A 21,807-nucleotide genomic window follows, 5' to 3' on the forward strand; every position below is an offset into this window, starting at 1 on the left:
TAAGCTCGAAGATTATTTGACATTATCTATTAATATTTAGTTTTGTATTTCCTAACTCAGATTAGGCAAATCGTTCGGATTAATATTATTTGGAACTATAAGCGTTCCGTTCCTATGTGAGAATGAACTTCTAACATGAAGAGGCATACCAAAACGCTGAGCGTACTCAACACAACGCAACGCAAGCACGCGCGAGCCGCAAGATGACATTTCAAGCATTGAATCATAATCAATTACAGGAATACGTTTTGCAGTTGGCACAATACGTGGGTCCGCAGTAAATACTCCATCTACATCCGTGTAAATCTCACATACATCAGCACCTAAAGCAACCGCAAGCGCTACAGCGGAAGTATCCGAACCGCCTCTACCGAGAGTCGTGTCATCTCCAACTTCGTTAATTCCTTGGAACCCGGCAACAATTGCAACACTGCCTTTGCTAAGAGCTCTTCTGACACGATCAGGCTTAACCGCACGAATATGCGCAGCTCCAAACTGAGTATCTGTCATAAATCCAGCTTGAGAACCAGTAAAAGAATAAGCATGAGATCCTTGAGCATGAATAGCCATTGCAAGCAAACTCATAGAAATTCGTTCGCCTGCTGTCATAAGCATATCCATTTCGCGAGCAGGAGGATGAGTGTTTACACTCATTGCTTGATCAATTAAATCGTCAGTCGTATCTCCCATCGCTGAAACTACAACAGCAACATCATTGCCTGCTGCTTTTGTAGAAAGAATGCGTTTGGCAACACGTTGTATGGAATCCGTATCCGCTACAGAAGAACCACCGTATTTCTGTACGATAAGCGACAATTTTTACCCCTTGCTCATGTCAATATTGATAAACGCACAGGATATGCCAAATAATGGCTTCAATATCAGACTACCAACTATGCCCTATTTACTAATAATGATTTGTGCTCATAAAAACAATATTCAAAATTACACAGATTGACGACCAGAAAATGCACGACCTAAAGTGATCTCATCCGCATACTCTAAATCTCCACCAACAGGCAATCCACTTGCCAAACGAGTAACTTTAATTCCTAGAGGATTGAGCAACCGAGCCAAATACGTAACAGTCGCTTCACCTTCTATATCAGGATCAAGCGCGAGAATAATTTCTTGAACTTTTGCATCTTTAAGACGTTCAAGTAATTGCGTAATTGCTAAGTCCCCCGGCCCAACATTTGCCATTGGGTTAATTGCACCACCAAGAACATGATAAACACCTGAATACTCATGAGTTCGCTCAATACTCATAATGTCTTTAGGTTCTTCAACTACGCAAATTTTGCTATGATCACGCCGAGGATCTGCGCATACTATGCAAGGACTCTGCTCACATACGTTTCCGCATACATCACAAAAACGCACACTTTCTTTCATGTTATTAATTGCGTCTATTAGCTCTTGAACATCTTTATCCGAGGAAGAAAGTAAGTAAAACGCAATACGCTGAGCGCCTTTAGGTCCAATCCCTGGAAGCTTTGAAAATGCTTCAATTAAGCGACCAATTGCTCCATCATATGACGATGAATTATGCACTGTAAACTACTCCTCTTGCTTTTTCTTAACGCTCATAATCGCATTTTTAGGATTTTTAGGATCAGTGGAAGCAAATTCTTCAACAGATTTAACTTCAAAAATTTGTTTAAGCTCATCAGTGCTTACAGATGTTGCTGATTCTAATGAAGCATCATCCATTGAACATTCGTCAGCAGTAGCTCCATTCGTAGGAGAAACAGTAGTCTGAATTGATTCAGCAGACAATTCTGAAGTATTAGTTGCATTCTGAACTTGAGACTGTAGTTTAGCTTGATCCAAGACACCAGAAATAGCTTCATCTTGGTTATGAGAATGCGAACTCTTCTGTATTGTAATCTCGTCATCATGATTCATATGCTCATCTTCAATAGAAGAGCCTTTGGAAGAAGACTCTTCAGAAGAAGAGTTTTCTGGCATTGCAATCACATCCGACATAGGCATAGACGACATGTCTGCCCAAACATCATCATCCGCATTCGCAACATCACTTAACTCATCCGCAGTATTTTCAGAAGCTACTGATGCTGCGGAGCCATCAGCGCCACTAAAACCCGAAGATTCTTTTTTAGTAGGATTTTTATTTATTCCGCTGCTATCAGAATCAGTTTTATTACTAAAACCAGCAGATAGGCCAGTTTTGCGTAATAAAATATCGCGCTTAACTTTTGCAAGCTTCTGCGGATCCATTCGAGCAACAGATTCTACTTGTTCACCATTAGCAGCAACTGGTGCAGGAGCAATCATTACTTGCGCTCCAAATATCTCATGCACTTCATTCATTACTACTTTTGGCACTTTTTGTCCATCATATGGAGAAGTAGTGCATACTGCGAGCGCAAATGCATGTTGACTCATAGGCTCATTAAAAGTCAAAATAAGACGCTGCCGACCTGATTGTACTGGAGTAAGTTGCACTGTAGGAACATACTCACGAGTTACATATTCACGTACGTCATCAGGCAATTTTGAAACTACTTTATCCCACATTGCATCAGCATCCATGGAATCATTCTTTGAATTAGCATTATGTGCATCGTTCAAAAACGCTTTTTTAGATTCCATTTCTTTTGTGCGTGGAGCAGATTGCGTTTCTGCTTTAGCAATAGGAGATGCCGTAGTTTCAGAAGGTAGCGAAGAATTTGAAGTACTATTATTCTCACTATTTGCAGAAACATATTTTTTATTGCTTGTAGAACCTACGAAATGAGCACCAGAAGATACTTTATTTTGAATATTCTGCTTAGAAGTTGAAATATTTTGTTGCTGCACGTTATTGATGCGCAAATTAGTTGCAACAGTATTTGAAGTTTCGCTGTCTGCAAGCAAACGAGCAACTAAAATTTCCAAATTCATTCGAGGAGAAATTGCACTAGCCATTGCACTTAAAGCATCATTAATTGTTTGAGCCATACGTGCTAAATCATGCAATGTCATGCTTGCAGATTGCTTATTCAATATTTCCAAATCTTCTGGAGAAACATCATTAAGTAAGCTTGAAGCCGCTTTAGGACCTGCAGATACCATAAGCAACAAATCACGAACTCTACCTAATAAATCTTCTACAAACTTACGAGTATCGTAGCCGCCAACAATAACGCGACGAACTACATCGTATATCGAAGCACCATCATGATTAATAAGATCGTCAATGAATTCGCTAATCAATGAATTAGGCGTAAAACCTAATAAAGCAACCGCAGAATCCAAAGAAATTGAACCATCAACAGCACCCACCATAAGCTGATCGAGCACAGATAACGTATCTCGCATTGATCCTGCACCAGCGCGCATAACAAGACGAAGAACTCCCGGCTGTGGCAGAATACCTTCCTTTTTGCAAATATCTTCAAGATATGGAGACATTACCTCTGGAGGCACAAGTCTGAAAGGATAATGGTGTGTACGCGAGCGAATAGTGCCAATAACTTTATCCGGCTCAGTGGTAGCAAAAATAAACATTACATGTTCAGGCGGCTCTTCTACAATCTTAAGCAAAGCATTAAAACCTTGCTGCGTAACCATATGAGCTTCATCGAGAATGAAAATCTTATAACGGTCACGAGCAGGAGCGAAGCCAGCACGCTCACGCAACTCTCTAGCATCATCGACACCGTTATGGCTTGCAGCATCAATCTCTACAACGTCGATAGAACCGGCACCGCCAGTAGCTAAATCTTTACAGCTTTGGCACTCTCCACATGGGTGCGAAGTTGGTCCTTTTTCGCAATTAATGCAGCGAGCTAAAATTCGCGCAGAACTTGTTTTACCGCATCCACGCGGCCCAGAAAATAAATATGCATGCGTTATTTTTCCTTGGTCTAATGCTCTAGACAAAGGTATGGTAACCTGATCCTGCCCAATAACACCATCAAACGTGTCAGGACGATATCTACGATACAGTGCAAGTGCCATGTTTCCTAACCTACTGCGACCTAACTATTTCCCCGATATATCTTAGTTAAGACTATCAGCAGCCGCCACCCGACTGCTGATATTTATATTCGTTTTTGCTACTTACTACTTATTGCAATCTTCTAGTCCTGCTCTAGCAGAAACTTCCACGTTAGAAGCAAATGGAATATTCAGCCCAACAGAAACACGAACAGTTACATCATTACTAGTAGAGTTGCAAGATTTCAAAAAAGCATTGCTCGAAGCAACAGTACGCGCAACAACCTCACACGCATTATCCTCCATCCTTTGCAACGCAGAAGCACCAGATAAAGCAGCAGAAGTTGCAACAGCATAAGCTTGATGTTTAGCTCCAAGAACATTACATAAAATAGCAGAGAACACAAGTATTGAGCAGACTGCGATCACTAGCATAATGCCAAGCATAGTGCCAGAACCGCAGTCAATGCCCTTACATCGCTTATGAATGAAATTTATTGAATGCTTCACAAAATTCTTGCGCCTACTCATACTAAAACCTGGCTTACATGACTTTCCACTAGAGGCGGCAAAATATGAAGAGGATCGGGAATAAGAGGACATTTAACAACAATATTCGCCATATTATTGCTACGACTTATTTTCACCGACGCTCCTTGACCTGCGACCGACTGCACAATACTTGCGGCAGCTTTATCGTCCTTATGAGTCACAAGATAATACGCAACTTGCGCAGCAGCATCATGACAATTCATAGTACATACAACTGCTCTACCTATGCCAATTAATACAAATAACAGTATTAATGCACAAGGCAAAACAATAGAAAATTCAGCAGTTACCGTCCCTCTGTCATAATCACTAATTTTGCGCAACAATCTTTTGCACACAATAACTTTCCGCATCATAAGCTCATTTCATCTGCTAAAACATGCCGTTAGCCGATTTTCAATGCTTTTTTCACTAAATCTGTCAACGTTGTGCGAACCGTATCTGATTTCAAAATAGCAACTAGCAGTGCAGCAAAACCAGTAGCAGCAATAATAACTACTGCATACTCAGCTGTTACAGCTCCAGAATCCTTATTTTTAAGACCTTCAGCGTACAGTTTTCTTTTTTGACACAAACGTGACTCAATATTCACTAATTGTTCATTTACTTGAAGCATAGACACAGCGTATCGTGCAACAAGTTTTTGCATTATCCCAACCATCATCTTGTACCTTTCACTTCAAACTATCCGAAATTTTCGGATAGAAATATTATTACAACTTGTTTTGCGAATGAAAATAAAAAAATTGCATTGTGGATAAAAGCTAATTTATTTTTCTAGAAATTTATTTTTAAAAAGCTAGCGCATAAGCGACATAACTGTTGGCAAAATTCCTATGCATATAAAAGACGGCAAAAAACATAATCCAACAGGAAGCAGCAATCGCACAGACAACTTAGAACTTTCTTGTCTAGCAATATTGGCCATATTTATCTCATAATGTTGAGCAAGTGCAGACAATACAGGAACTGGAGATGAACCATAACACCATGATTCTTTTAAAGATGTCATTAACCATCTAGCTAATATTTCTGAAGAATCTAAGTTTTTACGATTAGTAAATTTTGATTTATTTTCTAATTCAAAATTATCTTGTTTAGTATAAGTAGAAGACCATGCTTCATGCCACGTATCTCCTGCAAGTAAAGCATTGGAAACAGAGAAAAGCCACATGCCTTGACCACAAGGAAACACTTGTCCAACAGCACTAAGAGCCCTAGTAATAGCAACACCACTACGAAGTGAAACAATAATCATATGTAAACCAAGAAGAGGATCTACATATGAAACTTTGGAGTTACGCCATTCGTATTTAACTAGCATAATTTTACTGTTAAAACGCATACGATTATCTAATGAATCGCACTCTAATTTCAAACTCACCCATTGCCAAACAATTACAACAAACAATGGGATGATAAACAAAAGCTGCTTTGTGGATTCCATAAATCATCCTTCCAGCGAAGCAGCATCCATTGCATGCTGAGATATTTGCAACATAGAACTAACCCATGCCAAACCCAATCCATAACATATTCCACCTATTGTTAATAAAATCCATCCATTTACTGTTGTAATTAACATCAAAATAGGGTGCCCACCTAGTAATTCACCAGCAAAAAGAGCCAAAATAGGTAGAGCAGTAAGTAATTTTATTGTTGCTTTTGGCATTGCAGCTACGTCAGCACGTAAATCTTCTGCACGCTTCTGAGCATGATATGACGCTGCCGTAGCTTCCACACATTCTGCCATAGCACAACCAAGAGTATTACTCAATTCATATGAAGCCATAAGACTTTCAGAAACAGTATGCATATGTTTTTCAAGCTGACGACGTTGATTCTTATTCATATTGCGGTTCTTTGGAAAACAACGTTCATAAAGCCATTTATAAATAATTTTTGTATTAACTGCACTACTGCAAATACATTGTTGAGACTTAGAGTCACTGTGAACAATCATTGCAAAAGTAGAACCAGAACGTAATGCAGCAATCATTCCAGCAAGAACTTCTTCAATATCCATTTTTATGCTCCAAGCAACACAATCGACTACTAATTATTTGAACTGTCAACACATATGCTGGCCATATTTTCGGGCAGATTCCAATAATTTGAAAACTTAACCCATGCAGGCAAAAATTTCATGACAATACTGCCGTCAATTCCACAAGATAATTGCAAAACTGGAACGCCACACAGCAACGAAGCGCTAGAAACGTATTGCAAAATACCGAGTTCTTTGATCATTCGACACCCGTTAGAGGATCTCTCTACATGAATAACAACATCGAATGCTCCAGCAGCTAAAGCACATAAAGCTGCAGGCTCCAACCCAGCCAATAACCCTAATGCCATAAGACGAGCGGGAACTTTCTCTATTTCATCTGCATGAAGAGTTGTCATTCCACCCTTATGACCAGAAGTAAATACTCTCAACAAATCAGCAATTTCTTCCCCACGACATTCACCAAGAATAATGCGATCCGGACGCATTCTTAATGTTGCTTTTACTAATTGAGATAAGCCAATTTCTCCTACACCTTCTACATTAGCTTCTCGCGCACTTAACGAAACATGATTTTGTGTCAACTCGCCAAGCTCTCTAATTTCTTCAACAGATACAATACGATCTTCGCAATCAGCAGCAGCCAACAAAGCCTTCATAAGTGTGGTTTTCCCAGATCCAGTACTTCCAGTGATCATTATATTTGCTCGCTTTTTAACTAGAACGCTTAGAATACAAGACAATTCTTTTGGAAACATGCCTTGATCACTCAAAGAAACAAGATCATAACGATTAATTGAAGGAAAACGAATTGACAATGCTGCTCCTTGAGATACAAGTGGCGCTAAAACAGCATGTATGCGAATGCCAGAAGTACTTGAAGCATCAGCAATAGGACACGCATCATCCAGTCTTTTGCCTAATTGTGCACAGAGCCATACAGCATATTCTCTTAACAAAGCAGGGTTGTTAAGTGGAACTCGAGTTGCGCGTTCCTTAAGACCTTGCCCACAATCTACCCACACACGACCAGACTCGCTTACAACCATGTCTGTGACTCTTACGTCATTGGCAAATCCCTGCAAAATCCCAAAATCGATATCACGAATATTATTTACGATCATATTTACCTCTTGAATATTTCGAACGACGATATTGCGAACGACGATATTTAGTTACAACATTTTTTGTATTTGATATAACATCTCCAATAAGCCAATTATTTATGCGTTTCATGGTTTCCTTCATTGAAGATGGCACATTTCGAATACCGTAGCCCCCTATAATGTCGGTGTACATGCGAGCATCATGTTGCAATGAACCAAGAAATGTAGTTGATAGATATTCAGAAGCTTCATCGATACTTAAAACATAAGATTTTTGCATTAAACCGCGAGGAGGCAATCCCACAACAGCAAATTTGTTGAACTTTACGCCAGAATCACACAAAGTATCTAATTTTTGTAGCAACGCTCTAAACCTTGCTAAATCAAGCACAGATAGCTCAACCGCAGCAAGAGTCGCACTGTCAATAAATTGCGGAATATTACGGTAAGACTTCATAGCAGTCTCGCCAGAACCTATATCTACAATAACTACATCAACAGCATCAGCTAGACCTCTAATAGCAGCCTCCAAAACCCAAGGTTCAGGATATTTACCATGCCATGGAGAAAATGCTAAAACATCCACATTATCCCAATGCAATAGCTCATTGCGCAACACATAGCCATCGCATCTACCTAAGGGAGCATCAACTTCTTGCAACCTGCGACCTTCATCTGATTCCAAACCAAGCAGAACGTCTAAACCGCCATGAGTCAAATCAGCATCTACAAGAGCAACACTATGGCCTTGTTCACTTATATAGCGAGAAAGAATAGATAGAGAAGTGCTTAGCCCAATGCCATCTGCAGCAGACATTCCAACCAAAATATTTTTAGGCAATGGATCTAAAGAATCACGCGCAATAAGATTATCTTCTTCAGCATTATTAAACATACGAGATTTATGCTTAATAGAAATATCTTGCGAGCGTTCAGTATTTTGAAAACTCTCTACATCTTGAGAACTCTTAGGCAAAAGAGTCATAACAGTATGATCGTCAGCTATACATGGCGCAATTTTTATACCATTAGACGCAGATTCGTATATAGATTTATCTGCAACTTGAGGAGGATAAACATAACGTTTAACATCTCTAAATGCGCCTACAGCTTCGCCATTGTTATAATTCTTATCAATCTGCTTAACGCCAATTGATTTATTGTTTACACTCATATTCATACTCATGCGCCTATTGAAACGCATACAGCAATGAGTTTTCAACAATATTCATGCAATGTGGTTAAAAGCTCAGAAAATATTAAGAATAAGCAAATATTGCACAAAAATTATCTATAAAAACATCTATTTTACAGAATTTACAGATGGCAATACTAAATCTTTATTAACTTTCATATAGCGTTCAAGTAACTCACCATAAATTGGCTTAGTTTTTAGAATATCTGAAATAAGCAATGCTATAAATGCAGAAGCTGCAACTGGGAGCGTATGAATCATAGTTCCAGACATTTCAACAGTAAGCAAAATCGAAGTAAGTGGAGCTTTTACAGATGCAGACAACGTACCAGCCATAACGCAAACTGCAAACACAGATACAAATTTTGTATCAATGCCAAATGCTGAAACGCTAGTAATACAGCGCGCAGCAACACCACCTGCGAGCGCACCTACTGCAAGAATAGGCATAAAAATACCACCAGGAGCGCCACAGCCAAAACTCGTAGAAGTAAACAACATTTTTGCCACAAATAGCAAACAAAGCATTACAAGACTTGCTTTTCCATATTCAGAAAGTCGCACTAAATTAGATCCGCCACCAAGAACTTCAGGCAGGAACAAGCCAACTGGTATTGCAATTAAGCAAGCAACAGCAACAGGCATCCACTTTGGCAAATATCCGTATAATGTTTGCAGACCAAGTAACGAACGATTCATTATCGAGCCTACAAAACCTGCAAAAATACCAAGAGGAATAATCCAAATATGCAAGTTCATTGGCAAATCTGGAATCTGACCAAAATCAAGAACTGGACGCAACCCGAAACAAGTTTGCGAAACAAAATCAGCACATAAAGCAGCTGCAGCAGCTCCTATAAGAACAATTGAAGTTAAGCCGTGCTGAATCTCCTCCATAGCAAACATAACTCCAGAAAGTGGCGCAGAAAACGCAGCAGATAAACCGGCTGCAGCTCCAGCAGTTACCACATAATGCTCTTTAATATCGTCACGCCTACCTTTACGAAAAATTCGAGACAACATCTGAGCACCACATGCACCTATTTGAATAGATGGACCTTCACGTCCAAGAGACAATCCAAATAAAGAACCAAGTAAACCGCCAACAAAACGCACTGGCAGAATCGTGTGCCATCGCATATTCAAACCGCGATTAACATATCCCACGACTTGAGGAATACCACTTCCAGAAGCCATACTTTCTTTACGACTCATCCAGCCAATAATTAAACCTGCAATTACAGCAAAAATTAAGCATGGCAAAATCCACCATGCGTTATGCCGGATTTGTAAATACATCCAACGCGCAAAATCTGTACCGTATTCAATACCAAGCCTGTAAGAAGCTACTAATGAACCAGAAACAACGCCGACAAATATCCCAGCTAATATTACTTTCCAACGAAGCTGGCAAAAAGTTTTTGATATTTGCTTTAAGTTATTACTCAAAAAGCTCAATGCATTCTTAAACTTCACTACAACTCGATTCTGCGCACAACACTTAACTTCTAAATACTAAATTACGTACAGTAACAATATTTGCGAAACAATATACCCAACAGAAGCAGCAAAGAATGGAACAATAAGTTCTGCAAAAAGCAAGAACACTCCATCTTTTATGCGCTTTCTTTGAATAAGATCCACACCTTCAAAAATTGCAGTAGAAAACGTGGAAAATCCACCCAAAAATCCCAAAATCATCAAATAAGCAAAACGTACTCCACATATTGCAGCTGCAACCATGAAAACATTAGACATAACACCTATAGCAAATGAAGCAACGCAATTGATAAATAGCGTTGCAACTGGAACTTCGCTTTTATGAGCAGCTGAAATTTTTTTAGTCATTGCGCATCTTAAAACAGCACCTAAACCGCCAAAAAAGCAAGGCAAAATAAACATAATAAAAACGTATAAAGAATTCATCACTTCATCACCTTAGTATTAGCTTCTGCAACAGATTGACTTTGCTTTTTGTTCATGCAATTCGCAATTCCTGTTCCAACCCAATTACCAACAAAAGCCATAAAAACGCCAAAAAGCAGCGAAAAAAGCATGCCCAAAACAACAAGCGTCATGCGTGGAGACATAAAAGACATTGCACTTTCAAACGCGAAAGTAGACATAGTCGACAATCCGCCACAAAAGCCTGTTCCTAGCGCATATTTATACAAAGTTTGCTTTTCTTGCGTTAAAGCTTTAACAGATATTGCAGTAACAAGAGCAAAAATAAAGCATGCAATCATATTCGACAAAAAAGTCCCTAAAGTAAGCTGACCAAATATAAATGATTGTCCGTCTACTTGGTGAATCGTGTGCGCATAAGAAGAAATTACTGCACGCACGAAAGCTCCACATGTACCACCAATAAAAACTAAAAAATATAATCGACAATTATTTTTTTTATTTTTTCCGCTTATTTTACTCATTTTCACTCTTTTTGAAATTATCGTCATAAACCAAAACGACACTCCCAATCGAGAAGTGCCGTTTTGCTAAGTTGATCATAAAATAATAAACAATTTCAGTCAGTTAGTGAGTGAACACTAATGATATGATCACGCTGCGGACCAGTTCCAATAGCAGAAATACGGCAATGAGAAAGCTCTTCCAAACGCTTTACATAACTTTGCGTATTTTGAGGCAAATCTTCAAACTTATGAATTTGAGAAATATCCTCATTCCAGCCTGGAAGCATCTCGTATACTGGTTTCGCAGAAGCAAACAGTGATTGATCTACAGGCATTTCTTCCATACGCTGAACTGTTCCATCAGACAAAGTCACATCATAAGCTACGCAAACTGGGATTTCCTTCAAACCAGTCAAAACGTCAAGCTTAGTAAGAACAATATCCGTCAAACCATTTACGCGAGTTGCATAACGGCTTACTACAGAATCAAACCATCCACAACGACGAGGACGACCAGTTGTAACACCATATTCATGGCCTTGCTCACGCAACCAGTCACCCTGCTCATCCAAAAGTTCAGTTGGGAATGGACCTTCACCAACACGAGTAATATACGCTTTCGCTACTCCAATTACGCGCGTAATACGAGTAGGACCAACACCAGTACCCGTGCAAGCGCCACCAGCAGTAGGGTTTGAAGAAGTTACAAACGGATAAGTGCCATGATCGACGTCAAGCATTGTGGCTTGTCCACCTTCAAACAGCACAGTTTTGCCTTCATCCATTGCTTCATTCAATACTAATGAAGTATCAGCAACATATTTCTTCAAGCGTTTGCCAAGCTCCACAAGTTGAGCAGTAACTGCATCAATATCAATAGGATGTTGATTATAAAGTTTTACAAGCATTTGATTCTTTTGATGCAAACTTGCTTCAACTTTGTCGCGCAAATGATCAGCATTAAATAAATCATGCACTCGAATACCAACACGATTAATTTTATCTGCGTAAGTAGGTCCAATACCACGACCAGTCGTGCCGATCTTGTGTTTGCCAAGAAAACGCTCAGTTACTTTATCAATAACTCGATGATACGGAGTAATAACATGCGCAGCTTCGCTCACAAGCAAGCGCGAACAATCTACACCGCGAGATTCCAAAGCGTCAATTTCTTCAAGCAATACCTCTGGATCAACAACAACACCATTACCAATTACAGGCGTAACATTAGGGCTGATAATTCCGCTTGGAAGTAAATGTAATGCATAAGATTTATCGCCAACAACGACAGTGTGCCCAGCATTATTACCGCCATTAAAACGTGCGACAATATCAACCTTTGAACCAATTAAATCTGTTGCTTTGCCTTTACCTTCGTCACCCCATTGAGCTCCAATAAGCACAATACCAGGCATGCCGCACCTCCATTTTTGAGCTAACGCTGCTCAAATAAGCACAATCCTTACCTGTTAAGACTATCTCTATGCCCCTACCGAATAAGAAAATGAAATATATAAAATTAAAAATTTACTATTTCAGTGCTTTACCAGCAGAACCTAACTGCACACAAGCTTCTGCTACACGCTGAGCCATGGCTTTTTCGGCTTCACGACCCCAAGATCGAGGATCATACAACTTCTTTTCGCCAACTTCTCCGTCTATTTTAAGAACAGAGTCATAATTGCTGAACATGTGACCAGCGATTGCACGAGTAAAAGCGTATTGAGTGTCGGTATCTATATTCATTTTAATTACGCCGTAACGCACAGCTTCAGCAATCTCTTGAGCAGTAGAGCCAGATCCGCCATGAAATACCAGCAGGAACGGCTTTTTAGAAGCGCCAAAGGTGCGAGTATCACAAATATTTTGATAGTTCTGATATACAGTTTTTTGGATTTCTTGCAATAATTTAGGATGCAGTTTTACAACGCCAGGCTTATAGGCTCCATGAACGTTGCCAAAAGTAAACGCTGCCATATACCTGCCACGTTCACCCAAGCCAAGTTTATCTACAACACGCAAAGCATCTTCAGGCGTAGAATACAATCTCTCGTCAATATCAGCACGATGCCCGTCTTCTTCTCCACCAACAGCACCAATCTCAATTTCAAGAATTGTGCGAGATTTTTGCGAAGCATCCAGCAACTGTTCTGCAACGTCTAGATTATGTTGCAAAGGCACCGTTGAGCCATCCCACATATGCGACTGAAATAATGGTTCTTCGCCTTTTTTGACTTGTTCTGTTTCATAAGAAATTAGTGGTTGAATCCAATCATCTAAATATTGCTCAGCACAATGATCTGTATGAAGCGCAATAGTGATATTAGGATATTGAGCTGCTACTTCGTGCGCAAATTTTGCAAATGCTATTGAACCAACAACACGATTATTGAGAGATTGACCCGAAAAATAAGCAGAGCCACCGACAGAAACTTGGATAATGCCATCAGATTCAGCTTGAGCAAATCCCTGCAAAGCTGCATTAAGAGTTTGCGTACTAGTAACATTGATAGCAGGGTATGCGTAGCCACCTCGACTTGCAGCATCAAGCATATGCGCATAACGTTCAACAGTTGCAATAGTCATACTTGTATTATCCGCCTTTATTACTCAGATAGCCACGCATATGCACAAAAACATTACATACCGATATGCGAAAATCTATTTTCAAAATCTACAAACTGATTGTGATTCATAGTTCAACGCAATTAAAATAACAGAAATATCTAATCTCAAGACTGCATTTGCTGATGACGTTTCTTAGCCTCAGTAACAACAAACTCGTGATATTTCAACGCAATCGAAGAATCTAATCCGGCATTTTCCGCAATATTTAGCAAACTTTCTATTTGCTGCTGCTCTCTTTTAGAATCCTCAGGAGCAAATCCAGCTTCAGCCTTCAACTCACCAATTCGTTTCGTAGTTTTAAACCGCTCAGCAAGCAGCGCAATTATTGCATTATCAAAATTATCAACAGATTGACGCAACACAATAATCTCTTCGGCAGCAACTTTGCAACATGTCGTAAGAGATGTATCGCGCGCGTCAACCGTTGTTTCAGAAAAATCACACATATTATTTAATCGAAATATGTTTGCAGAACCATAGTTGTTTCTGTACTGACAGGGACTATGCGATGAATGGTATTAATAAGTTCTTCCAATTTGCTTGGCGTAGCAACACGCACTACCAGCATAAAACTTGGACTACCAGTAATCGAATAGCAAGCTTCAATACCAGAAATATCACGCAATTTGTTAGGTATTGTAGCTTCCTGCCCAAAATCAAGTGGCGTAACAGACACAAATGCGCTTACAGGTAAACCACGACGCTCATAGTCAATTAACGCGCGATAACCGGTAATAACACCTTTACGCTCAAGCTTTTGCACTCGAGATTGAACCGCAGAAACAGACAAACCCGAAGCCTTAGCCAAACGAGTTAACGTCGCTCGACCATCATGTTCGAGAATATCAACAATGATTGCATCAGTTGAATCCATAGCTATACTAGTTTCAGCTTTATGAGGATTTCCAGCCATACGTCCTCCATTCTCCAGTCGACGCTGAATTGAGAATCTAAAACGAATCTATGTAGCGCCACATTGCAGTCTCTTTTATGGTACAGTATTTTTTACAGAAAAAGAACAAATTTATTCAAAAAATAATAAAAAATACAAATTATTACGTTAAAAATAATTTTTTCTTTTAACATCAGCCGTAATAGTGTTGTACAATTCGCATAATAAGCGTATAAACGAAACCTATAACCTTTAAAGATTATTCTTATAAAATCAAAACCAACAATCAAAAAGGAGCACAGCATGGCAAAAGTAGCGAAACATGCAATTTCAATACCTCGTTCAGGTATTAGAGATGTATTTGACCGTGTAGAACAAATACCAGACGCTATTTCACTATGCCTAGGAGAACCAGGCGAAACTGCTTCCTCACACATTGTTGAAGCCGCGTGCAACTCATTACGAGAGGGAAAAACAAAATACACAGACGTTTTAGGCATACCAGAATTCCGCGAGGCAGCTGCAAATTATACGAATAGAGTAAAAGGTTTAAACTACAACGCAGACACAGAAATTCAAGCCGTTGACGGCGCTACTATTGGATTATATTTAGCTATTAAATCAGTAATAGATCCGGGAGATGAGGTTATTATTCCATCTCCATACTTCACATCATACGATGCAGAAGTGCTAATGTGCGAAGGAATTCCAGTAACTGTAGCCCTTAAGCCAGAACATGGAATGCATATTAATGCAGAAGAAATACGCAAAGCTATATCACCACGCACTAAAGCCATCATTATCAATTCTCCATGCAACCCAACCGGTGCAGTAACAACCGCAGAAGAACTCGAAAAAATTGCAAAATTATGCCAAGAATTTGATCTTTGGGTAATTTCTGACGAAGTCTACCATCCATTCGTATTCGCAAGCAATCCAGAAACTGAACCTTGCAGAAATGCTGTAGCACCATCTATTGCAGCAGCTGAAGGAATGCACGAACGAACCATTATTGTAGAAAGTTTATCGAAAACTTACGCCATGACAGGCTGGAGAATTGGATATATTCTTGCACCAAGTCAAGTTATTGAGCAAACCAGCAAAATTGCAGAAATGATGCATTCTTCTGTAAATTCTACCGCACAATATGGCGGCGTAGCTGCATTAACAGGTCCGCAAGATCACGTGCGCGAAATGAGAGAAGAATATCGCGCAAAACGTCAGCTTGTTATAGACGGATTGGCAAATTGCAATGCATTGCGTCTTATAGAGCCTCAAGGTGCATTCTACGTTTTTGTTGACGTTCGACCAACTGGTTTAAGTTCAGAAGAATTTAGCAAAAAACTTTTAGATGAAGAAAAAGTTGCTGTTGTGCCAGGAGAAGCCTTTGGCGCAGAAGGAAGCGGATTCGTGCGACTATCTTACGCTGGGAAAGCAGAAGAACTTAAAGAAGGCGTAGCGCGCATAAGCAAATTTGCACTTGCGCAACAAGCTTTACATGCTGCATAAAATATTAGTTATTAACGAATATAAATATAAATAAAATTATTGCCCCTTGGTAGATAATCCAAAGGGCAATAATTTTAATTCCTTACGAAATAAGAACTACGCAATAGTCGTAGAAGAAGAATTATTCGTAGCAGTGCCAGTTTGTTGAGTTATGGCAGCCAAGAAATCACGGTTTGAAGCAGTTTTCTTCAATCGAGGAATCAAAGTCTGATACGCTTGCTCTGCCTCAAGACCACCAAAGAGACGGCGCAAACGATAAATAACTGGCAAATCTGCAGCTGGAGTAATTAACTCCTCGCGACGAGTTCCAGAAGCATTAATATCTACTGCTGGGAAGAGACGCTTATCAGCCAAATCTCTACTCAAACGCAATTCCATATTTCCAGTGCCCTTAAACTCTTCGAAGATTACTTCATCCATCTTAGAGCCGGTTTCAACCAATGCAGAAGAAATAATCGTCAAAGAGCCGCCGTCTTCAATATTTCGAGCAGCACCGAAGAACTTCTTTGGTGGGTACAACGCCTGAGCATCAACACCACCGGAAAGAATACGACCAGAAGTAGGAGCAGCAATATTGTAGGCTCTAGCCAAACGAGTCATAGAATCAAGCAAAACCACAACATCCTGGCCAAGCTCAACCAAACGCTTAGCGCGCTCAATAGCAAGCTCAGCAACAGTAGTGTGATCCGTTGCAGGACGATCGAATGTAGAAGAAATCACTTCGCCTTGCACAGTGCGTTCCATATCGGTAACTTCTTCTGGACGCTCATCGACAAGCACAACCATAAGATGCACTTCAGGATTATTTGTAGTAATTGCATTTGCAATATTCTGAAGAGTAATAGTTTTACCAGCCTTTGGTGGCGACACAATCAAACCGCGCTGACCTTTACCAATTGGGGCAACTAAATCAATGACACGTCCCAACATGCGATTAGGAGTAGTTTCTTGCTTTAAACGCTCCTGCGGATATAACGGCGTCAACTTAGCAAATTGCGGTCGAGACTGAGCTTCTTCAACGCTCATGCCATTAATGCTATTAACAGTTTGCAACGGAACAAACTTCTGACGCTGATTCCTGCGATCACCCTCGCGAGGAGCACGAATGGAGCCTTGAACTGCATCACCCTTGCGTAAACCATATTTTTTAATTTGGCTCATTGAAACATACACATCGTTAGGACCAGGCAAATAACCAGAAGTGCGCACAAATGCGTAAGATTCTAAGACATCAACAATTCCGGCTACTGGTACGAGCTCTTCCTGAGGCTCTTCACGGCGAATCTCGCGTAAATCATGTTCTTCACGAGAGTCACGTGCATCACGCGCATCGCGATCAAGACGAACATTGCGATCATTACGATCTTGACGTTCTCCACGCTCAGCACGACGTTCATCACGATCGTCACGTTCTACTCGATCCATGCGTTCTGAACGATTCTGTCGATCTGAATAATCTGAACGAGACTCATCGTAATCACGCGCACGACCGCGCATACGACGCTGGAAACGATCAGCACGATTTTGCTGTTCTTCTCTATCAAAGTCACGAGAAGCTACACGCTGACGACGCTGCTCGCCCTCTGCGTGAGAATCTTCACCAGGTAATGTTGCCAAAATTTGATCCAACTCATGCGAATCCATCCCATCTTCTCTACGATCGCGATTATCATTACGATCTTCTGAGGAACGACGACGCTGGAATGTATTATTACGATTCGCATCGCGTCGATAATTTTTATTCCCAAAATCTTCTTCGTCTCTATATCGACGATCTGAAGCAGCATTGGGAACCAAAACTTCTAACGCTTCTAAATCACTATTGTCTTTCGATGACCTAACATCTTCTATATCCGTACTAGTATCTGCAGTTTTATTAGCATTCACAACATCACGAGGAACACGCACACTTACACCTGCAGGCGCTTCTCCCCCATTACGAGCAGCCGTCAGTGTAGCCACCAACTCAGGCTTACGCATTGTAGATGTACCACGCAAACCCATTTGTTTCGCAAGATCTTTCAATTCTGAAAGCTTCATTTTTTCAAGATTCTGGCCTGTTGCCACAATTTTACCTTTCCTTAACTCGCACGGAATAGAGACCCGGCAAGTCTTTACATGGAAGATTACGGAAAAATCCGTCACGAACTCGTTGCTATTTCATAACAATTCATATGTACATAACAACGAACATTATGTATGCTACTACAGCTATACGACGCTGTACAATGCGACGCGCCATAGTATTTAGTATTTTATTGCAATTTCTATAAAGCCTTTAAAGAGCTACTCACATAAACAAAAAGCGCCAATAACCTGGGTAACACCCAGTATTATTGACGCTATATCGCTAAATTATTTGCGCTTTAAAATCAAACGCTCAAATTTATACGAGAATTAATTACTACTTCTTTTCGTGATACGACTTTTCAGTATTAACAGACCACACGTTCTTCTTAGAAGTTTCTCCAGTTCGGATATCTTCTACAGCCTCAATAGCAGTTGCCATTGAATGATCTTGGTTATTATAACGATGCTGTCCATTACGACCAACACAATACAAATTACCAAAGCCATCAAGATAATCAATCAATTCAGGCATCTGAGCGTATGTGTCAAAGTAAGCAGGATATGCCTTTGGAACTCGCTCACGGTGAGAATCAAGAACATCTTCCTCACCATTGATAACCTGCATACGAGTCAACTCGTCAATAGCCATCTTGCGAGCATCATCATCACTCATATTCCAGAAGTCGTCGCCTTCGTCGCAGAAGTACTCAAGACCAATCCAAACAGTGTTATCAACATCCTTAACGAGATATGGGCTCCAGTTGTTGAAGATTTGCAAACGTCCGACTTTATATCCAGGATCCTGCACGTAAATCCAGCAATCAGGAACAATAGGAGGATTACCAAGCGTTGGAATAGTGGTAGTATTACGCAGACGCACGCGCTTAACAAGCAAGCCTACAGTCACAAAATCGCGATAAGGTAAACCTTTGGCAACGCGTTGCATTTCTGCTGGAACTTCAGCCTTTTCGTCACCATTTGCACCCTGCTCAAGAGCAGCTACCAAATCCTTAATTGGCATAGAAGATATAAACTGGTCGGCGTGCAATTCTGAACGCTCTCCATTTGCATCTTCAACTACAACACTGGAAATCTTTCCGTCTGCTTGCTTAATAGCAACTACCTTTGCGTCTGTGCGCACAGTAGCACCGTTTTCGCGGCAACGACGCTCAACCGTTTCCCACAACTGACCAGGACCAAGCTTTGGATACCAGAATTCCTCAATTAATGAGGTTTCTACTTCCTTTTCCTTGCCTTTTTTCTTAGGGAAAAGCTTGGAAAAAGCGTTCTTCAACACTTCCACAATGCTCAAACCCTTAACGCGCTGAGCACCCCAATCGGCAGAAATCTGGCTTGGATGTCTACCCCAAAGCTTCTCTGTATAGCCCTCAAAGAACATGGAATAAAGTTTCTTGCCGAAACGATTAATGTAGAAATTCTCAAGATTAGTTTCTGGCAACTTGTGAATCATAGACCACAAATAGCTGAAGCCAACCTTCATAGTCAAGATAAAGCCCATAGAACGCAAGGTTGCTGCAGAAAGAGAAATTGGATAATCAAAGAAATGATGATTCCAGAAAATACGAGAAACGCGATGACGCTTCAACATCACTTCATCTTCAACTTCAGGATCAGGTCCACCTGCTTCCAAATCATGATGACGACCAAGCTTTTTATCATCATATGAAGGCGCACCCTGGAGAGGTAGCATTTCACGCCACCACTGCATAATACGGTCATCTTTTGAGAAGAAACGATGACCGCCAATATCCATACGATTGCCGTTATACTTCACAGTACGCGAAATGCCACCAAACTCACGCGTGGCTTCGAGCACTGTTACGTCGTAGCGGCTAGATCCGCCATCCTTAACGAGTTCCCAGGCTGCCGTCAACCCTGCCGGACCACCACCAATAATTACCACAGATTCCTTTGGGGATTGTGTATCCGTCACTTGTCCTCCATCTTAATACATCAAATTTTTACGAAAACACTTTGCGTGCTAGGTAAGCAATTCCTATACATCCTTATTGAGCATACGCGCATCACGCGATAGATTCAGGAATGTCAATGTCTGTTTTTTGTACTTCTTCAACATTTACATCTTTAAAAGTTACTATTCGTACATTTTTAACAAAACGCGAAGGGCGGTAAACATCCCATACCCAAGCGTCCGTAAGTTGAACATCAAAATAAACATCCTGACCTGCTGAACGCACATTAAAATCGACTTTATTGGCTAAATAAAATCGTCGCTCTGTTTCTACAACATAAGTAAAAAGCTTAATAACATCACGGTATTCTTTGTATAACGCAAGTTCTGCATCGGTTTCATAGTTGTCGAGATCTTCGGCGCTCATTACTTACCTTCCGTATTACGTTTGCGTCCACGACCTATAATGCGCCACCAAGCTTTTTTTGATGAACTTCCTTCAGAGACGTTTACATTGTACGGCCATGCTTCATCAAGATTATCACGATGCACAGGTATAGCCACAGAATGTTCATGCGCACTCAAAGCTTCAATTACACCAGGATTTTCTTCAATAACGTGTAACCCAAAAGCATCTAGCGAGCGAATAGCATCATATTCATCTACAAGAGTGTCCATTACAACAAAATCTTGATATTTTTGATTCTGGGCATCCCATAATGCATCGCGCGCAGTGCCTGTTTTTACAAAGCCAAGCGATTGATACACCGAAAGCGAACGAGTATTAGTTGCCGGAACTCCCACCCAAATTCTATGCAACCCTAGACCAGTCGGCTCTGATGCAAAAGCATAAGTCATCACTCTAGGCATCGCATCGCGCGAATAGCCTCTTCCTCGATAATTTTTGCCTAAAACAACTTGAATTCGAGCACTGCGAGACCATCCGTCAATATCTATAAGGAAAATCATGCCAATAATGTCGCCGGAAGCGTTATTTGAATCATCCAAAACATCAGGAACAATCGCCCACGCAATAGTGTGACGCAATTGAACATCGCCAGCAAAACGACAAGATTCAGAAGGATTTTCGCCAATAAGACTATCTTTAGTCCATTGCATAGAGCTTTCAACCCACGAATGAACCATAGAACGCTCTGAATTAGCATCCTTTCCAGTAATAACTGCAGCACCATCAAATGCGCACAAATCATCCATTCTTTGCAAATCATTGCACGTAGCTGGACGAAGGTGCGCCATCTCTCCACGAATTTGAGGAATTACTATAGATTTTGGTAACTCGCGAGAGTTAATAACACCATCATTGGTTTGTTGCATAGTCACCTACTTGTATTGTGCCTTTGAGAATTAAGCCCTTCGCATAATTCTCATGTCGCATAATATATGATAATCCCGAAGACGAAAAATGCCTCGCAATGTTGATAAATAGTAAATTCTGCGCACCTGCTACACAAACAAATCTGATTTGAGCATGCAGCAAGTACGCAGCACTTACTTTTGAATATTGATTACGCTTTTACGTTTATACATTAGCGTTATC

Annotated in this window: 22 protein-coding genes; 1 reads left to right on the forward strand and 21 read right to left on the reverse strand. The window is 40.4% G+C overall.

Annotation, left to right across the window (positions count from 1 at the left end; all coding sequences use genetic code 11):
- Positions 1 to 51: 51 nt before the first annotated feature.
- From P0108_RS01760 to P0108_RS01840, 17 genes are all read right to left on the reverse strand, one after another.
- Positions 52 to 816 (reverse strand): aspartate kinase, encoded by a 765-nt coding sequence (locus P0108_RS01760; protein ID WP_004109991.1) that lies wholly within the window; start codon positions 814 to 816, stop codon positions 52 to 54.
- Between the two features lie 129 nt (positions 817 to 945).
- Positions 946 to 1,554, reverse strand: coding sequence for a recombination mediator RecR (gene recR, locus P0108_RS01765; protein ID WP_421782927.1), 609 nt, complete (start codon positions 1,552 to 1,554; stop codon positions 946 to 948).
- A gap of 6 nt (positions 1,555 to 1,560) precedes the next feature.
- Positions 1,561 to 3,966, reverse strand: a complete 2,406-nt coding sequence (locus P0108_RS01770) for a DNA polymerase III subunit gamma and tau (protein ID WP_473730707.1) — start codon at positions 3,964 to 3,966, stop codon at positions 1,561 to 1,563.
- Positions 3,967 to 4,071: 105 nt separating this feature from the next.
- Complete coding sequence (locus P0108_RS01775) at positions 4,072 to 4,476, reverse strand: Rv3654c family TadE-like protein (RefSeq protein WP_473730708.1); 405 nt, start codon at positions 4,474 to 4,476, stop codon at positions 4,072 to 4,074.
- Positions 4,473 to 4,853: a TadE/TadG family type IV pilus assembly protein gene (locus tag P0108_RS01780; protein ID WP_032835337.1), complete on the reverse strand. Its 381-nt coding sequence runs from the start codon at positions 4,851 to 4,853 to the stop codon at positions 4,473 to 4,475. The genes P0108_RS01775 and P0108_RS01780 overlap by 4 nt, the downstream gene beginning before the upstream one ends.
- 29 nt (positions 4,854 to 4,882) lie before the next feature.
- On the reverse strand, positions 4,883 to 5,158 hold the full coding sequence (locus P0108_RS01785; protein ID WP_033888546.1) for a DUF4244 domain-containing protein: 276 nt from the start codon (positions 5,156 to 5,158) through the stop codon (positions 4,883 to 4,885).
- Positions 5,159 to 5,296: 138 nt separating this feature from the next.
- A complete protein-coding gene (locus P0108_RS01790; protein ID WP_473730709.1) occupies positions 5,297 to 5,944 on the reverse strand; it encodes a type II secretion system F family protein in 648 nt (215 codons plus the stop codon).
- A 3-nt stretch (positions 5,945 to 5,947) separates the two neighbouring features.
- Positions 5,948 to 6,523 carry a type II secretion system F family protein gene (locus tag P0108_RS01795; protein ID WP_004110029.1) on the reverse strand — a complete coding sequence of 192 codons (576 nt, stop codon included), beginning with the start codon at positions 6,521 to 6,523 and terminating at the stop codon, positions 5,948 to 5,950.
- Between the two features lie 29 nt (positions 6,524 to 6,552).
- Entirely contained in the window at positions 6,553 to 7,629 is a 1,077-nt protein-coding gene (locus P0108_RS01800) for a CpaF family protein (protein ID WP_004574192.1), read from the reverse strand.
- Positions 7,616 to 8,791: a CpaE/TadZ family protein gene (locus P0108_RS01805; RefSeq protein WP_421780964.1), complete on the reverse strand. Its 1,176-nt coding sequence runs from the start codon at positions 8,789 to 8,791 to the stop codon at positions 7,616 to 7,618. Before P0108_RS01805 ends, P0108_RS01800 begins: the two co-directional genes overlap by 14 nt.
- Positions 8,792 to 8,914: 123 nt before the next feature.
- Positions 8,915 to 10,282, reverse strand: coding sequence for a ClC family H(+)/Cl(-) exchange transporter (locus P0108_RS01810; RefSeq protein ID WP_410310933.1), 1,368 nt, complete (start codon positions 10,280 to 10,282; stop codon positions 8,915 to 8,917).
- Positions 10,283 to 10,321: 39 nt separating this feature from the next.
- Complete coding sequence (locus tag P0108_RS01815; RefSeq protein ID WP_004110041.1) at positions 10,322 to 10,732, reverse strand: fluoride efflux transporter FluC; 411 nt, start codon at positions 10,730 to 10,732, stop codon at positions 10,322 to 10,324.
- A complete protein-coding gene (locus P0108_RS01820) occupies positions 10,732 to 11,235 on the reverse strand; it encodes a fluoride efflux transporter FluC (RefSeq protein ID WP_102155526.1) in 504 nt (167 codons plus the stop codon). The genes P0108_RS01815 and P0108_RS01820 overlap by 1 nt, the downstream gene beginning before the upstream one ends.
- Positions 11,236 to 11,330: 95 nt before the next feature.
- A complete protein-coding gene (locus P0108_RS01825) occupies positions 11,331 to 12,632 on the reverse strand; it encodes an adenylosuccinate synthase (protein WP_004110044.1) in 1,302 nt (433 codons plus the stop codon).
- 115 nt (positions 12,633 to 12,747) lie between these two features.
- Entirely contained in the window at positions 12,748 to 13,803 is a 1,056-nt protein-coding gene (gene fbaA, locus P0108_RS01830) for a class II fructose-bisphosphate aldolase (RefSeq protein WP_012913738.1), read from the reverse strand.
- A 146-nt stretch (positions 13,804 to 13,949) separates the two neighbouring features.
- Positions 13,950 to 14,291, reverse strand: coding sequence for a chorismate mutase (locus P0108_RS01835; RefSeq protein WP_004110050.1), 342 nt, complete (start codon positions 14,289 to 14,291; stop codon positions 13,950 to 13,952).
- A 5-nt stretch (positions 14,292 to 14,296) separates the two neighbouring features.
- A complete protein-coding gene (locus P0108_RS01840; RefSeq protein ID WP_004105907.1) occupies positions 14,297 to 14,758 on the reverse strand; it encodes an Lrp/AsnC family transcriptional regulator in 462 nt (153 codons plus the stop codon).
- Between the two features lie 282 nt (positions 14,759 to 15,040).
- On the opposite strand from P0108_RS01840, the gene P0108_RS01845 reads away from it, so the two are divergent.
- Complete coding sequence (locus P0108_RS01845; protein ID WP_102155529.1) at positions 15,041 to 16,246, forward strand: pyridoxal phosphate-dependent aminotransferase; 1,206 nt, start codon at positions 15,041 to 15,043, stop codon at positions 16,244 to 16,246.
- Positions 16,247 to 16,342: 96 nt separating this feature from the next.
- Here the strand turns inward: P0108_RS01845 and rho are convergent, their stop codons facing one another.
- From rho to P0108_RS01865, 4 genes are all read right to left on the reverse strand, one after another.
- On the reverse strand, positions 16,343 to 18,313 hold the full coding sequence (gene rho / locus P0108_RS01850) for a transcription termination factor Rho (RefSeq protein WP_012913736.1): 1,971 nt from the start codon (positions 18,311 to 18,313) through the stop codon (positions 16,343 to 16,345).
- Positions 18,314 to 18,650: 337 nt separating this feature from the next.
- A complete protein-coding gene (locus P0108_RS01855; RefSeq protein WP_012913735.1) occupies positions 18,651 to 20,270 on the reverse strand; it encodes an NAD(P)/FAD-dependent oxidoreductase in 1,620 nt (539 codons plus the stop codon).
- 91 nt (positions 20,271 to 20,361) lie between these two features.
- Entirely contained in the window at positions 20,362 to 20,676 is a 315-nt protein-coding gene (locus P0108_RS01860) for a DUF2469 domain-containing protein (protein WP_004105898.1), read from the reverse strand.
- The gene (locus P0108_RS01865; RefSeq protein WP_012913734.1) at positions 20,676 to 21,584 is read right to left on the reverse strand and encodes a GNAT family N-acetyltransferase; all 909 of its coding nucleotides are present in this window, start codon (positions 21,582 to 21,584) and stop codon (positions 20,676 to 20,678) included. The genes P0108_RS01860 and P0108_RS01865 overlap by 1 nt, the downstream gene beginning before the upstream one ends.
- Between the last annotated feature and the right edge of the window lie 223 nt (positions 21,585 to 21,807).

The organism is Gardnerella sp. c10Ua_244, from assembly GCF_055818055.1.